15 protein-coding genes are annotated in these 13785 nt (G+C 71.6%); 10 read left to right on the forward strand and 5 right to left on the reverse strand.

Translation table 11 applies throughout. From position 1 onward, the window contains the following. Nucleotides 1-43 precede the first annotated feature (43 nt). Nucleotides 44-691: a TetR/AcrR family transcriptional regulator gene (locus tag OVA21_RS11950; RefSeq protein ID WP_227022230.1), complete on the forward strand. Its 648-nt coding sequence runs from the start codon at nt 44-46 to the stop codon at nt 689-691. A 17-nt stretch (nt 692-708) separates the two neighbouring features. On the opposite strand, the gene OVA21_RS11955 is transcribed toward OVA21_RS11950, so the two are convergent. Continuing rightward, entirely contained in the window at nt 709-2289 is a 1581-nt protein-coding gene (locus tag OVA21_RS11955; RefSeq protein ID WP_268092456.1) for a DUF4389 domain-containing protein, read from the reverse strand. A 166-nt stretch (nt 2290-2455) separates the two neighbouring features. Here OVA21_RS11955 and OVA21_RS11960 point away from each other — a divergent pair, with 166 nt between their 5' ends. Next, nucleotides 2456-3067 carry a 1-acyl-sn-glycerol-3-phosphate acyltransferase gene (locus tag OVA21_RS11960; protein ID WP_119193094.1) on the forward strand — a complete coding sequence of 204 codons (612 nt, stop codon included), beginning with the start codon at nt 2456-2458 and terminating at the stop codon, nt 3065-3067. Nucleotides 3068-3123: 56 nt separating this feature from the next. Further along, complete coding sequence (arfB, locus tag OVA21_RS11965; RefSeq protein WP_119193093.1) at nt 3124-3564, forward strand: alternative ribosome rescue aminoacyl-tRNA hydrolase ArfB; 441 nt, start codon at nt 3124-3126, stop codon at nt 3562-3564. A gap of 19 nt (nt 3565-3583) precedes the next feature. On the opposite strand, the gene OVA21_RS11970 is transcribed toward arfB, so the two are convergent. Continuing rightward, nucleotides 3584-4819, reverse strand: a complete 1236-nt coding sequence (locus tag OVA21_RS11970) for a cytochrome P450 (RefSeq protein WP_268092457.1) — start codon at nt 4817-4819, stop codon at nt 3584-3586. Nucleotides 4820-4876: 57 nt separating this feature from the next. Here OVA21_RS11970 and OVA21_RS11975 point away from each other — a divergent pair, with 57 nt between their 5' ends. From OVA21_RS11975 to OVA21_RS11985, 3 genes are all read left to right on the forward strand, one after another. After that, complete coding sequence (locus tag OVA21_RS11975) at nt 4877-5509, forward strand: TetR/AcrR family transcriptional regulator (protein ID WP_268092458.1); 633 nt, start codon at nt 4877-4879, stop codon at nt 5507-5509. 85 nt (nt 5510-5594) lie between these two features. Continuing rightward, a complete protein-coding gene (locus OVA21_RS11980; protein ID WP_096906937.1) occupies nt 5595-5999 on the forward strand; it encodes a four-helix bundle copper-binding protein in 405 nt (134 codons plus the stop codon). A 381-nt stretch (nt 6000-6380) separates the two neighbouring features. Then, a complete protein-coding gene (locus tag OVA21_RS11985) occupies nt 6381-6884 on the forward strand; it encodes a hypothetical protein (RefSeq protein WP_132063112.1) in 504 nt (167 codons plus the stop codon). 45 nt (nt 6885-6929) lie between these two features. On the opposite strand, the gene OVA21_RS11990 is transcribed toward OVA21_RS11985, so the two are convergent. Together OVA21_RS11990 and OVA21_RS11995 are read right to left on the reverse strand one after the other, a co-directional pair. Next, a complete protein-coding gene (locus OVA21_RS11990; RefSeq protein WP_067716403.1) occupies nt 6930-7118 on the reverse strand; it encodes a DUF6440 family protein in 189 nt (62 codons plus the stop codon). Between the two features lie 77 nt (nt 7119-7195). Beyond that, nucleotides 7196-7588: a hypothetical protein gene (locus OVA21_RS11995; RefSeq protein WP_132063113.1), complete on the reverse strand. Its 393-nt coding sequence runs from the start codon at nt 7586-7588 to the stop codon at nt 7196-7198. Between the two features lie 236 nt (nt 7589-7824). On the opposite strand from OVA21_RS11995, the gene OVA21_RS12000 reads away from it, so the two are divergent. Continuing rightward, nucleotides 7825-8376: a hypothetical protein gene (locus OVA21_RS12000; RefSeq protein WP_268092459.1), complete on the forward strand. Its 552-nt coding sequence runs from the start codon at nt 7825-7827 to the stop codon at nt 8374-8376. A 12-nt stretch (nt 8377-8388) separates the two neighbouring features. On the opposite strand, the gene OVA21_RS12005 is transcribed toward OVA21_RS12000, so the two are convergent. Next, on the reverse strand, nt 8389-9024 hold the full coding sequence (locus tag OVA21_RS12005; RefSeq protein ID WP_268092460.1) for a TetR/AcrR family transcriptional regulator: 636 nt from the start codon (nt 9022-9024) through the stop codon (nt 8389-8391). A gap of 94 nt (nt 9025-9118) precedes the next feature. On the opposite strand from OVA21_RS12005, the gene OVA21_RS12010 reads away from it, so the two are divergent. From OVA21_RS12010 to OVA21_RS12020, 3 genes are read left to right on the forward strand one after another with little or no spacing between them, the layout of a single operon-like run. Continuing rightward, nucleotides 9119-10249, forward strand: coding sequence for a hypothetical protein (locus OVA21_RS12010; protein ID WP_268092461.1), 1131 nt, complete (start codon nt 9119-9121; stop codon nt 10247-10249). After that, on the forward strand, nt 10246-11247 hold the full coding sequence (locus tag OVA21_RS12015) for a TIGR03617 family F420-dependent LLM class oxidoreductase (protein WP_268092462.1): 1002 nt from the start codon (nt 10246-10248) through the stop codon (nt 11245-11247). Before OVA21_RS12010 ends, OVA21_RS12015 begins: the two co-directional genes overlap by 4 nt. Further along, the gene (locus OVA21_RS12020; RefSeq protein ID WP_268092463.1) at nt 11244-13757 is read left to right on the forward strand and encodes a PEP/pyruvate-binding domain-containing protein; all 2514 of its coding nucleotides are present in this window, start codon (nt 11244-11246) and stop codon (nt 13755-13757) included. The genes OVA21_RS12015 and OVA21_RS12020 overlap by 4 nt, the downstream gene beginning before the upstream one ends. The last annotated feature ends 28 nt before the right edge of the window (nt 13758-13785 follow it).

Here is a 13785-nt window from a genome sequence, read left to right on the forward strand (position 1 = left end):
GCGCGCACAGCAGCGACTGTAGTCAATTGTGTACAGTTCGGGAATGGAAACCGGGAAGAATGCCGTCGGAGGCGCGCCAGGCGCCCCGAACGGGGACGGCAGCCGTGGCGACGACGACAACGCGGGCAGCCCGTCCCCCACACGCCCGACCGGCCGCGACGAGGTCCGCTCGGCGGTCATGCGGGAGGCCCGCAGATTACTGTCCGATCGCGGTCCGAACGTCCCGCTGCGCGATATCGCCGACGCGGCGCAGGTCAATCTCGGCCTGATCCACCGGCACATCGGGCGCAAGGACGCGCTGCTCACCGAGGTGATGCAGGATGCGGTGCGTTACGGTGCCGCCCGCCTGGAGGACCTCGACGACGCCGGTGAGGCCGCGCGCGGGATGCTGCTCGGGGCCTCGTCGCACCCGGAGATCAGCCGGCTGCTCGCGTGGCTGGCCCTGGACCGCGAGGCGGCGTTCCCGCCGATGCTCGACCCGTCGCAGCGTCCGGCGGCCGCGTTGCGGCGGATGACCTCTCCCCCGCCCGCCGGCGACGTCGAGCTGCTGCTGGTCTTCACCGCCGTGTACGCCTGGCCCGTGCTCCGGGGCGCGCTGCTCGACGCGCTGGACATCCCCGAGGCCGATCGCGAGGGCATCGACGAGCGGCTGGCGGATCTGCTGGCCCGCGTCATCACCGGCGACCGCTGAGGCCCCCGCCCGGCCCCTCAGCGGTCGGCAGGCCCGTCGGGTGTGGCGTACTCGGCGGGTGTGGCGTGCTCGGCGGCGGGTGCCGGTTCGGTCGGCCCCTGGTCGAGGCGGAACGGCGGGTACTCGTCGCGCAGCAGCAGAACGTACGACGCGACCCGGTAGACCCAGCGGTTGAGGCCGACGTTCAGTGCGAACAGGCCCGGCAGGTAGCGCCCGGTGAACAGCAGGCCGATCGCGGCGATCAGCACCAGGAGTCCCAGCAGGGTGAAGCCGACGCTGATGCCGTCGTTGTCGGTCGAGGCGTCGACCGCCGCCGCGCCACTGCCGGTGATGATGCCGACGATCAGCAGGTGCGGGATCACCAGTAGCCACCACTTGACCAGCACGAGACCCCGCGACAGACGTTCGGGGTAGACGACGTCCAGATCGGCGGGGTAGTCCGCCCGGCCCAGCGCGAAGGGCGGGTACCGGTCGGTGCCCAGGGCGGCGTAGGCGTAGAAGCCGACCCGCCAGTGCCACCGCATCGCGCCCACGATGAAGGAGAACCACGAGCGCGGGTAGCGGCCGGTGAACAGGATCGCCAGGCCCGCGGCCACCGTGACCACGACCGCGGCGAAGCCCAGGACCGCCAGCACGATGTAGTGCGGAATGGCCAGCGCCCACTTGATCAGCCACAGTGCGCGGGAGACGCCCGGATCCAGATGGCCGGTCAGCCGCAGCGGATCGAGGCCGGTCAACCTGCCCGTGACATCGGCACCCGCAGCGTCAGCGACGCCCGGATGTCGACGCTCGACGTCGCGACCCAGCCCGGCGGCACCGAGCAGGATCAGCGGGATCCCGAGCACCAGACCGACGATCCCGGCGATCAGCGTGGCCGGGTTCGCGAACCCTAACAACTCGGTGTGGGCCCCCGCCTGCACGTCCACCCACACCGGGCGGCTGCCGTCGCTGTTCATCACGACGATCACCCAGTTCCCGGACCCCAGATCCACATTGAGGGTCTGCTGGGTGGAGCCGGTGACAGAGCGCTCCCAGAACCGCTCGTCGGCGGGAGGGCCCGGCACTCGCGTCCCGGGGACCTCGTCGACGTCGTCATTCGAGCCTGATCGGCCGGTCCAGTCCGAGGCGTCCATGCCATAGCCGTCGGCCCACGGGTCGGTGCCGAACACGGCGTGGGGCACGTCCCGGAGATACTCGTCGACGGCATCGGCGGGCGCCATGCCGAGGAACACCCGTTGTCCCGGGACGACGGGGGTGGCGCGGACCCGGACGCTGATCAGGTCCTCGAGATCGACTGCGCCCGAGGAGGCGGCCTGCTCCCCGTCCAGGTCGAGGGTGAACGGGGCCGTGATGATCGCGTTGCCGACCGAGCGGAACTGCTCGGTCTCGGTGTACGCATACCGCCCGTCCCGCTGTGAGGCCTCTGCTGCGGCGAGCAGGATGCCGGCCGCCGTGAGTCCCAGGCCCAGCGCCGTGAGCAGCACCCCGGCGACGAGCATGATCCAGTTGAGTGGACGGGTCCCCTGCCCGGATCTGGGCGGGGCCGTCGAGCCGGGGTTCGGATCGGAGTGGGACGGAGCGGGTTGCGGAGCACCCATAGCGGTTCCTCAGGAGTAGGTGACACGACACTCGTCTGGATCGACGATGCCGTCGTAAAGATGACTATATCGTTATATTCGCAGTGTAACTGCGTCGATTGTGTGTTGATTTCCCGTCCGGCCTCGACCCCCTCCGCCGCACGCGGCGGTGGCCTAGGGTGACGGGATGATCCGCCGCCTCGTCTCCCGCGCCTTCTGGTTCTTCAGCCGTTGGGAGTTGTCGACCCGACCGGCTCCGGATCGACCCACGGTGCTCTTGGGCGCACCGCACACGTCCAACTGGGATTTCGTGTTCATGCTCGGTATCGCCTGGCGACTGGGCATCGACATGCACTGGCTCGGCAAGGCCAGCCTCTTCACCGGGTGGCGCCGGCCGATCATGCGGGCGCTCGGTGGGGTTCCGGTCGATCGGGCGAACCCCGCCCGGGTCGTCGAGGACGTGGTCGGGCAGGTCCACGCGGGCGAGACGTTCGGCCTGGTCGTCGCCCCGGACGGCACCCGCGGCGGGCACACGCACTGGAAGTCGGGTTTCTACCGGATCGCCCGCGAAACCGGCATGCCGGTGACGCTGGGCTACGTCGATCGCAGCACCATGACGACCGGGCTCGGCCCGACGATCGATCTGACCGGCGACGTGGCCGCGGACATGGACAGGATCCGTGCCTTCTACGCGGACAAGGCCGGGTTCCATCCCTCAAAGCGGGTCGAGCCCCGTCTGGTCGACGAGCGCCGGGCGGCGGGCACGGGTGCCGAGTTGCCGCAGGAGCAGCTCGACTGACGTCCGGACTGCTGTCGGGTTCCCGGCCGCGCTCGTCGGTGCGGGATACTGGCTCCATGGACGGCCTGCGCGTGACTCCGGGGCCCGGCGCGCCCCGTGGCCTCACGGTGCCGGCGGGAGACCTGGTCGAGCGCTTCTCGAGGTCGTCGGGCCCCGGCGGCCAGCACGTCAACACCGCCGATTCGCGCGTGCAGCTGAGCATCGACCTGGGCACCACGACGGCGTTGGACGAGGTCCAGCGCGAACGGGCCCTGCGCACCCTCGCCCCGAAACTGTCCGGCACGGTCCTCACCGTCAGCGTCGAGGAGAACAGGTCGCAGCGACGCAACCGGGCGACGGCACGCCAGCGCCTCGGAGAGCTGTTGCGCGAAGCGGTGGCGCCGCCGGTCGCCAGGCGTGCGACCCGACCCACCCGCGGTTCGCAGCGGCGACGTGTCCAGCATGAACGCCGCCGGGCCGAGATCAAGCGCAACCGCAGACGCCCCGACCACGACTGATGCCCAGCCGTAGGTCAGGTCAGGCCAGGCCCGTCGCGGGGAGCGAGACGAACCCCCGCGTGAACGGCGAGAGCGCCCGAACCGCCGAGTCCCGGTCGACCCCGACCGTCGGGTGCGCGGCGTAGAGCTCCTCCACCGCGATGCGTGCCTGGAGACGGGCGAAGTGCGAGCCGATGCAGAAGTGCGGGCCGCGGGCGAACCCGAGGTGCCCGCTGATCTCGCGCGTGATGTCGAGCTGCCCGGCGGTCGGACCGAACTCGCGCTCGTCGCGGTTGGCCGAGCCGTAGAGCATCATCACCTTCTCCCCCGCCGGGATCGTCGTCCCGCCGACGGTCACCTCGCGGGTGGTCGTCCGCGCGAGCGCCTGCACGCTCGACTCGAAGCGCAGGCACTCCGAGAGCGCGCCGGGGATGAGCCCGGGGTCGGCCGCGAGCATCTCGCGCTGCCGCGGATGGGAGTCGAGCAGCGCGACGGTGTGCGAGATGAGGTTGCCGGTGGTGTCGTTGCCGCCGGCGACGATGACGAAGCAGAAGCCGAGGACGTCCCAGTCGTCCAGCCGCTCGCCCTCGATCTCGGCCTGAGCCAGAGCGGAGATGAGATCGTCACCCGGGTGGGCCCTCCGCTCGGCGATGAGTTCACCGAAGTAGGCGAACATCTCCGCCACCGCGTCCACCGCCCCGCCCTCGAGACCGGCCGGGCGGAATCCCTCCTCCTGCAGGGTCGTCAGCGCACTGACCCACGGGCCGAACAGCGGGCGGTCCGCTGTCGGCAGGTCGAACAGGTGGGCCAGCACGAATGTCGGGATCTGCGCACTGAAGTCGCGGTGGAGATCGACCACCTCGTCGTCGTACCTCTCGGCCATCTCCGCCAGCCGCCCACGGACGAAGTCGCGGATCCGCGGCTCGGTGGCGGCGACGCGCTTCGGGGAGAACGCCTTGGCCAGCAGCCGCCGCTTCCCGGAGTGCTCGGGCGGGTCCATCATGACGATGGTCGGGGCCAGCCCCAGCTTCTCGATCTCGTCGCGGTAGAAGGTCAGCCCGCTGGCGGAGGAAAAGGTCCCGGGGTCGCACACGGCGGCGTCGACGTCGGCGTAGCGGGACAGCGCCCAGAAGTCGGGGTGGGCGGTGGTGCCGTCGCCGCGGTGATGGTGCACCGGATCGGTCTCGCGCAGCAGCCGGTAGCCCGGGTAGGGGTCGGCGAGGTGCGCGGGGTCGAACGGGTTGAACGTGGGGGCCGTCGCGGGCTGCTGCATCATGGCGCCATTTAACACGGACTGTTAAACAATGGGAAGGGCCCCTCTAGACTCGAGCGCGTGCCCCGCCCCACCACACCCCGCGCCACCGCCACCCGGGACGCCCTCTACCTCGCCGGGCTGCGCCGCTTCGCCTTGGACGGCTGGCGGACGGCACGGGTCCGCGACATCGTCGCCGATGCCGGCCAGGGCAACGACTCCGCGATCAACTACCACTTCGGCGGCCGCGCGGGACTGCTCCGGGAGGTCCTGGACCGCGGCGTCCTGCGGATGGAGGCCGAGCGACGCGCGGACCTGCGAACGTGGGTGTCGTCGCCGCCCGACCTCGCCGAGATCGTGCGGGCGGTGGTGTCCCCGTTGGCGGACCTGTTGGACGACGACGAGGGCCGCTGGACGCTCCGGGTGATCGGCCAGCTGGGAGCACTCGCGGAGGTGGGCCGGACGGTCAACACCGGACCGGTCGCGGACACCGCACTGCAGGATCAGCTGGAGATGCTGGTCGCGGCCGCGACGGCGGCGTGCGGCCCGGACCTGGCCCGCCACCGGGTCCGCCAGTTCATCGTCATGCTCACCGCCGAACTCGCGGCGCGGGCCTGCGATCCGCCGGAGGTCGGCCCCCCGCACGGCACCTATGTGGCGGACCTGATCGACGGGTTCGCGCGAGGGCTCGCGCGGCCTGCGCCCCGCCCCTGAAGGACACCTCCGAGCCCCCCACCAGGCGTTATATCGTCTTGATCTCAGGCCTTGCGCCACCGGGCGGCACTAGTAGCGTGGAGGTATGAGCACTTCCGAGATGATCACGTCCCATCCGAATCCGACCGACGGCCTCGACGTGCACCTGCTCGCCGAGGCAATCGACGCGGCCGCGTCCTGCGCCACCACCTGCACGTCGTGCGCCGACGCGTGCCTCGCCGAGGAGTCCGTCGCCGACCTGCGCGACTGCATCCGCACCGACCTCGACTGCGCGGATGTCTGCGCCGCCACCGCCGCCCTGCTGAGCCGCCGCACCGGCAGCAACCTCGAGGTCGTCAAGGCGCAGCTGACGGCGTGCCGGACGGCCTGCGCCGCCTGCGCCGACGACTGCGAGCAGCACGCCGAGATGCACGAGCACTGCAAGCACTGCGCCCGGGCCTGCCGCCGCTGCGAGAAGGCCTGCGCCGACCTGCTCGCCGCGATCGGCTGAGCCTCCGGCGGCGGCCGGGCTCACGATCAACAGCGCCCCCGGTGGCGGCCGCGCGAGCCGTCTGGACCGGCAGTCACTTCCGTTCCGCCAGTCCACGGCCCACCTCACCGAGGCGCATGAAGTAACGCTTACCAAACTCCCGGCGATGATACTGCTGGGAGAAGGGGTGGTGAGTGTCTCCCGCAGTCGCACAGAGCCGATCCGCGGCGGCGCCTTGCCGAGGGAGACACGATGGTCGGCTTCAGGCGGCCCAGACACACAGATCGCCGCCCAGTCGGAGACGACGCCGCCACCCGACAGGCCCCGTCCCCGGCTCACGGCACCACAAAAGGCGCTCCGGGCCCGGCCTCCCCTCCGGGGCTCGGCTGGGCCGTCCTGGGTGTGGCGCTCCTCCTCGGCCTGTTCTTCCTGGTGCCGCTGGGCCTGGAACGATCGGCTGCGGTGGTTCCGACCACATCCGCCGACCCCGTCCCGCAGACTCCCGGTCCGCAGACCTGGGTCCTGTCGTCGACCGTCGCCGATCCGGGCCCGAACGCCGGTGACTCCGAGGCCGAGCGCGACCCGAAGGGCGCCCGCGCCACCGGGGAAGACCGGGGCGGCGTCGGCGACGGCGACGGTTCGGCGTCCGTGATCATCCGGGTCCCCGCCTCCGGCCCGACCCCTGATCCCGGGGCCGTTTCGGCGACCACCACGGCGCATTCCGCCGCGCCGCCGGGCGGGTCCTCGCTGACGTCCGCGACCGTGCCGACGATGTCGACGTGTCCGCAGCCCACCCCGACCGGGCTCGCGCCGAGGCTCGCGGAGAAGCTGGGTGCGGATCTCGGCTCGACCTCCGGCACCGGCGACGGCACCGGCGACGGCACCGGCGGGGCGTGCGCGGGCTGACCTGCAGCATCTCCCCGACTGCAGCGTCACCCCGCCTGCGGCAAACTAGAGCCCGTACTCGATCAGCGGCTTGCCCTGGGCGTCGACGAGCACGGTGAGCCCACCCCCGCTCCCACCGGCCGAGCGCCACAGGTAGCAGACGCCGGTGCGGGTGTCACGCAGGATCTCCGCGGTCCCGCCGAACCCCATCGACTCGGAATGGATCTTCTCGAACCGCTTGTCCTTTTTCGCCATGCGCCCATCGTGGCACCGGCGGGGTGTGCCGGACAAAGGTACGACGACGACGAGGTCATCCCGCCCCGGGATCCGATTCAGGAGTCGATGTGGCGGAACAGTCCGCGGGTGGCCTCGGCGACGGCCCGGTCCGGAGCACGGAGTTCGAACGGGATGGCGGGGTGGGGCTCGTTGTCGCGGGTGCGCACCCGGGCCTCGGTGGTCTGCGGGCGTCTGCGACCGCCGATCAGGTGAACGGCGACGACCATTCCCGCGAACACCATGACGGTGAACAGGGCGGGCAGCATCCAGGTGGTGCGGGACATCAGTGCGGCTCCGGCGGCGAGTTCGGCGGATGCGACGGTGGCGTTCAACGACGACCCGATCGTCAGCAGTCCCGTCCCCAACGCGAGGGTCGCGGCGGTGAGGCCGAGGCCGGCGAGGGCGACCGTCGTGATCGTGCTGCGGCGACGTGCGGGGACCGTGCTCATGATGGATCTCCTGTCTGGGCGTCTATACAGGATTCGGAGGCCCCCGCATTCCGGATGGGTGGCGGACCGGAATGTTCCCGAGATTCACACTGCCGCCCCCCGGATCCGCACCGCGGCCCCTCAGGGTGACCCGGATTCGACCCTGAGATCGGCCCTGACCGGTGTCAACGGGGCGGTGTCGGGGGTTATGTTGGAGGGCGTCCCATCCCGCCAGCGACCCCTCGAATCGAGCCAGCATGAACGAGCAGCACGCGCGGCGACCGGACGGGCCGTGGTCCGAGGACTGGCTCGACCGGTCCGAGACGCCGGGGCAGGCCAACCCCACCGAGCAGTTCCCCACCGAGCGATTCCCCACCGAGCAGTTCCCCACGGCGCAGTTCCCGCCCGCTCAGCAGCATGAACCCCAGCGCTACGAACCCCAGCGCTTCGCCCACCCGCACCAGCCGGCCCAGCCGTACGCGCGACCGCCCGGGCCGCTGGCCCACGAGGGTGGGTTCCCGTACGGCATGCCGCCCGCCGCGCCCTACGGTCCGACGGCACCGTATGGCCCCGGCCAGCAGTTCGGGTACGCCGATCAGCACATCCCGCAGCACCTGCACGTGGCGCCGCACCAGTTCCCGCAGGGCCCCTACCCGCCGCAGTTCGGTTATCCGCCGATGCAGCAGACGGTGTACGTGCACGGCGGGCAGGTCAGGCGCGTCAATCACGCCCTGCACCTCATCCTCACGCTGCTGACCTTCGGGTTGTGGCTACCGGTCTGGATCATCCTGGCGATCGCGGGTTCCTGACCGGCTCCCGCCTCAGCCGCCGGCCTGCCACCGCCCGATGATGAGCGCGGTCAGCTCCTCGACCCACTCGTCGTCCAGGGCGGCGGCAGGGCTCACCAGCAGCCGGAAGATCGCCGCACCCGCGACGACCTCCGCCAGCACGGGCAGGTGGTCGTCGCTCCGGCGGGCCCGACCGAAGCGCGATTCGAACGCGGGCAGGTCGCCGGCGAGCCGGGCGATCATCCGGGCGTGCAGGTCGGCGTCGGCCACGGTGTCGGCGATGAGGCCGGGCAGCGCGACGCGCACCTCGGGTCGGTCGAACAGCACGCGGACCGTCTCGACCAGTGCGCGGATGTCGGCCTGCGGATCCCCGACAGCGGCACCAGCCCCACCGCCCGCGCCGTCGGGTGGCTCGAACGCCGGGATCGCCTCCGCCTCGAGCACCGCCTCGTGGACGAGCTGCGCCTTGCTCGACCAGCGGCGATACAGCGCGGCGGTGGTCGTGCCGGCGCGCGCCGCGATGGCGGACAGCGTCAGCGCTGGGTAGCCCGTCTCGAGGATGAGTTCGCGGGTGGCGGTGATGATCGCGGCGTCGATCCGGCCGTCGCGCGGCCGCCCGGGCGCGGACTTCGCTGATCCGCCGCGCGCGGTGGCGCCGTCTGCTGTCATGGTCTCACCCTAGTTCCGATACGCCGCACATCGTATTCCCGCCGCCGACGCGAGACCGCGAGACGCCGCCACCCAGCACTCCAGGGAGAGCCCCGTGCACCTGAGCCCGCTCGACGAGTTCCCCATCCACCAGACGCCCGCGCCCCTGACGTGGCCGGCCACCTCGGACCGCAACTTCTACGACCGCTCCTACTTCAACGTGTTGGACCGCGAGGGCCGCTTCATGGTGCTCACCGGGATCGGCTACTACCCGCGCCTGGGCGTGAAGGACGCGTACTTCGTGGTCCGCCGCGGCGACACGCAGACGGCGGTGCGGATGAGCGACGCCATCGACGACGACCGCCTCAACCCCCACGTCGGCGGGTACCGGCTGGAGGTGATCGAGCCGCTGCGGGAGATCCGGCTGACCCTCGAGCGCACGGAGGGCATCGCCGCGGACCTGACGTGGCGGGGCCTGTTCCCCGCCGCGCTGGAGGACCCGCACTCCATGCTCACCGACCGGCGGGTGACGCTCCAGGCCAGCCGGTTCGCGCAGGTCGGCTCCTGGGAGGGGTGGATCGAGGTCGACGACGACAAGATGGAGGTCACCCACTCCTCGTCGGTCGCCGCCCGGGACCGCTCGTGGGGTATCCGCCCGGTGGGCGAGGCCGAACCGGCCGGCAGGCCTGACACGGCGTTCCGGGGCATGTGGTGGCTGTATCTCCCGCTGGCGTTCGACGATTTCCAGCTGTTCCTCATCCTGCAGGAGGACCCGGACGGCCACCGCAGCCTGTACGACTGCACCCGCCGCTGGGCCGACGGCCGGGTCGAGCAACTCGACGGCGTGCGCGTGGCGGTCGAGTACACGCCCGGCACCCGAATCCCGACGGGCGTGCGGGTGGAGTTCATGAACCGCGCGGGCGAGCAGATCCGGCTCGAGGTGGAGTCCCGGCTGTACGCCCCGATCGCGTTCGGCTCCGGCTATGGCGGCGACTCCACGTGGGCGCACGGCAGTTGGAAGGGCGAGAACTTCACCGACCGCGTGACCTTCGACCTGACGGACCCGCAAGTCATGGCCGGGGCGGCGTTCAGCCTCATCGACCACGTGGGCCACGCCGTGTGCACCGAGGCCGACGGCACCACCCGCGAGGGCGCGGGCCTGTTCGAGCACGGGGTGATCGGCCCACATCACCCGTCGGGGTTCTCGGACTGGACCGACGGCGCGGACGCGGGGGCGCGCGCATGAAGGTCATGACGGCCCTTTTCACCCCCACCGACACGGTCCGGCGGGCCGAGGAGCTCAGGGAGGCGGGCGCGTCCGGGGTGTTCACCTTCGAGGGCCCGCACGACGTGTTCACCCCCCTCGTGCTGGCCTCGCAGGTCAGCGGCCTGGACCTGATGTCCAACGTGGCGATCGCCTTTCCCCGCAACCCCATCCAGCTCGCGCACCAGGCGCACGACCTGCAGACGCTCAGCGAGGGACGGTTCGTCTTGGGCCTGGGCACGCAGATCCGGGCGCAGATCGAGAAGCGCTACGGCACCGAATTCGACCGGCCCGTCGAGCGGATGAAGGACCTCGTGGGCGCCCTGCGGGCGATCTTCCATACATGGGCCACGGGCGAGCGACTGGACTTCCGCGGCGAGTTCTACCGCCACACCCTCATGACCCCCACGTTCGTGCCGCCGCCCACCCCGTACGGCCCGCCGCCCATCTACCTCGGTGCGCTCGGCCCGCGACTGACGCGCGCGGCCGCCGAGGTCGCCGACGGGCTGCTCGTGATGCCGTTCGGCACCACCCGGTTCCTCCACGAGCACACGATGCCAAGGGTTCGGGCGGGCCTGGCGGCCGCCGGGCGGAGCGAGGAGGAGTTCGAGGTGGTGCCCGAGGTGATCGTGTCGGTGACAGACGGACAGACCGACGACGACCACATGTCCACCCGCCGCCTGTTGGCGTTCTACGGCTCGACGCCCGCCTACAAACCGGTGTTGGACGCCCACGACTGGGGCGATCTGCAGCCCGAGCTGAACGCCATGAGCAAGCAGGGGCGGTGGCAGGAGATGACCTCGCTCATCAGCGACGAGATCCTGCACACGATCGCCGCGTGCGGTTCCCCGGCCGAGGTCGCCGCCCACGTCCGTGACCGCGTGGACGGCGTCGGCGACCGCGTGTGCCTGTACCAGACCGGGCCGATCGCCACCGATGCGCTCGCGCAGATCGTCGACGAGTTGGCGGGCCGGCCATGAACACCGTCGAGTTCGAGCAGGTCACCGACGACAGCTACGGCGGTAAAGCCGCAGGTCTGGCCGAGCTCATCCGACTGGGCCTGGACGTACCGCCGGGGTTCGTCATCGCCGACGCGGGGGCCGACCTCGTCGTCGTCGACACTCAGTCCGACACCACCGTCCCAGCCCACACCATCGTCCCAGCCGACACCACCGCCCGGTGGTACCGCCGCATGGCCGAGGCGGGCGCGATCCCGGTCGCGGTGCGGTCCTCGGCGGCCGGGGAGGACGGCGCGCAACAGTCCTTCGCCGGGCAGTACGACACCGTGCTGGGCGTGGACTCGGCCGAGGCGCTGGCCGAGGCGGTGCGGACGTGCGTGGCGTCGGCGGCATCGGGGCGCGCGACGGCCTACCGCGGCGCCGGGCCCGACTCCCCTGCCACCGACTCCCCCGCCTCCGACTCCCCCGCCACCATGCACCTGGTGGTCCAGCAGATGGTGGACGCCCGCGCGGCCGGCGTGGTGTTCACCGCCGACCCCGCCACGGGCCGGCGCGACCTCATGGTGATCGACGCCGTCGCCGGGCTGGGCGAGTCCCTGGTCGACGGCACTGCCTCCCCCGACCACCTCGTCCTCGACACCGCCGGCGGCGTGGCGGCGCGCGAGGTCGGCGAGCGCCCGGTGCTCCTCGGCGAGGACATCGAGGCGATCCGCTCCGGCGCACTGACCGCCGAGCGGCACTGGGACCGGCCGATGGATCTGGAGTGGGCGATCGACCGGCAGGGGCGGCTGTGGTGGCTGCAGGCGCGGCCCATCACGACGCTGCCCGCGGACCTGGGCGGGATGGATTCGACGCTCGCCGGCGCCGACCACGTGTACACACGCTGCAACATCGGCGAGATGATGCCGGGGGCGTATTGCCCGCTCACCGCGTCGGTGTCGGGGTACGCGATCGACCACGCCATGCAGATGATCCAGGTGGTCGCCCGGGCGCAGCCGAGCTACGAGCAACCGTGGCTACAGGTGGGCTACTTCTCCGGGCACATGTTCCTCAACCTCACCGAGGGCACCGCGCTGAGCTCGGGACTGCTGGGCAATTCGCTGGAGCAGTTCTCCACGTCGATCTGCGGGCGGGTGGTCGACGAGCTCGTGCCCACACCGCCGCAGCCGCTCCCGCGGCGACTCGGTAATACGGTTCGACTGTCGACGTTCGCCCTCACCGCGGGCCCGGCCGTGCGGGGTCTGGGCGTGCAGATCGGCGCGTTCGAGATCCCCACCGGCTGCGACCCACTACAAGTGTGGCGCCAACTCGAGGCGGGGATGCACCTGTACTGCGAGGTGACATTGACGCACGTGCGGTCGTCATCTCGCGCGGCGGTCGCGGCCAACGTGCTGGAGAGCGTGCTCATGCGGCAGGCCGTCGCCGCGGGCGGCACCGAGGACAACGGCCGCGCCGAGGCCTCCCGGCTCATGGCCGGCGCCGCAGATGTGGAGAGTGCGCTCATGCTGGCCGAACTCGACGCCGTGGTGCGCGCGTTGGCCGCGGACCCCGGCGCCGCCGAGCGGTTTGTCGGCGCGGATCCCGGCGCGGCAGTGGAGGCGGTGCTCGCCTCGGCTGACGGGTGGGGCGTCGCGCTGCGGCGGTTCCTGTCGCGCCATGGCCATCGCGGGTATCGCGAGCTGTGCATGCGCGACGCGTCGTGGGCCGACGATCCCGAGGGGCTGGGCGCGATCATGCAGGTCATGGTGCGGTCCACGCTCGAGCGGGGTGGGCGGGCGTCCGAGACCGCGGAGGTCCCGGAGCCGGAGTCACCCGTGATCCGCCAGCTTGCGCGGTGGGCCCGGGCCGGTGCGCGGGGCCGCGAGGAGACCAAGTCCAAGATGGCGCTGATGGCGCACTCCTTGAAGCGCGGCTATCGGCATCTGGGCGGGGTGCTCTCGGCGTCCGGGCGGCTGCCCGATGCGGATCTGGTGTTCTTCTTCGACCGGCCCGAGCTGGCGCGGATCGTCGGCGCGCCGGGCCCGGTGACCGGCGGACTCGGGAGCCACGGCCCGGACGGCAGCGTGTCGGCATCCCCGGAGGAGCTGGTCGCACAGGCTGTCGAGCGTCGGAAGGCGCTGGCGTTCCAGGACGCGCTCGAGTTCCCGGACGTGTCGGTGGGTCGGCCGACTGCGTTGATCGCCCGGCCGCCCCGCGAGGCTGCGGGCTGCGACATCGTGGGCCGTCCGGCGAGCCGCGGAACGGTGGAGGGCGTGGTGCGGGTGGCCCGGTCGATCGTCGATGCCCGGGAGGTGCAGCCCGGTGAGATCCTGGTCGCGCCCGTGACGGACGTGGGCTGGACTCCGTATTTCACGGTGATCGCGGCGCTGGTCACTGATATCGGCAGTTCTGTCTCTCACGGCGCGGTGGTCGCCCGCGAGTACGGCCTGCCATGCGTGGTCAACACCATCGATGCCACCCGAACGCTGCGCACCGGCGACCGCGTCCGAGTGGACGGCGACCGCGGCGTGGTGACTCGACTGGAGGGGTGAGGGCCCGACACCCAGCTACTGCGCCGCA

This window comes from Dietzia sp. SL131, assembly GCF_026672565.1.
Lineage (GTDB): Bacteria > Actinomycetota > Actinomycetes > Mycobacteriales > Mycobacteriaceae > Dietzia > Dietzia kunjamensis.

Bases quoted from the DNA above. Each gene is read 5' to 3' on its own strand.
- OVA21_RS11950 (WP_227022230.1), top strand. From the start codon at position 44: ATGGAAACCGGGAAGAATGCCGTCGGAGGCGCGCCAGGCGCCCCGAAC.
- OVA21_RS11955 (WP_268092456.1), bottom strand. From the start codon at position 2,289: ATGGGTGCTCCGCAACCCGCTCCGTCCCACTCCGATCCGAACCCCGGC.
- OVA21_RS11960 (WP_119193094.1), top strand. From the start codon at position 2,456: ATGATCCGCCGCCTCGTCTCCCGCGCCTTCTGGTTCTTCAGCCGTTGG.
- arfB (WP_119193093.1), top strand. From the start codon at position 3,124: ATGGACGGCCTGCGCGTGACTCCGGGGCCCGGCGCGCCCCGTGGCCTC.
- OVA21_RS11970 (WP_268092457.1), bottom strand. From the start codon at position 4,819: ATGATGCAGCAGCCCGCGACGGCCCCCACGTTCAACCCGTTCGACCCC.
- OVA21_RS11980 (WP_096906937.1), top strand. From the start codon at position 5,595: ATGAGCACTTCCGAGATGATCACGTCCCATCCGAATCCGACCGACGGC.
- OVA21_RS11990 (WP_067716403.1), bottom strand. From the start codon at position 7,118: ATGGCGAAAAAGGACAAGCGGTTCGAGAAGATCCATTCCGAGTCGATG.
- OVA21_RS11995 (WP_132063113.1), bottom strand. From the start codon at position 7,588: ATGAGCACGGTCCCCGCACGTCGCCGCAGCACGATCACGACGGTCGCC.
- OVA21_RS12000 (WP_268092459.1), top strand. From the start codon at position 7,825: ATGAACGAGCAGCACGCGCGGCGACCGGACGGGCCGTGGTCCGAGGAC.
- OVA21_RS12005 (WP_268092460.1), bottom strand. From the start codon at position 9,024: ATGACAGCAGACGGCGCCACCGCGCGCGGCGGATCAGCGAAGTCCGCG.
- OVA21_RS12015 (WP_268092462.1), top strand. From the start codon at position 10,246: ATGAAGGTCATGACGGCCCTTTTCACCCCCACCGACACGGTCCGGCGG.
- OVA21_RS12020 (WP_268092463.1), top strand. From the start codon at position 11,244: ATGAACACCGTCGAGTTCGAGCAGGTCACCGACGACAGCTACGGCGGT.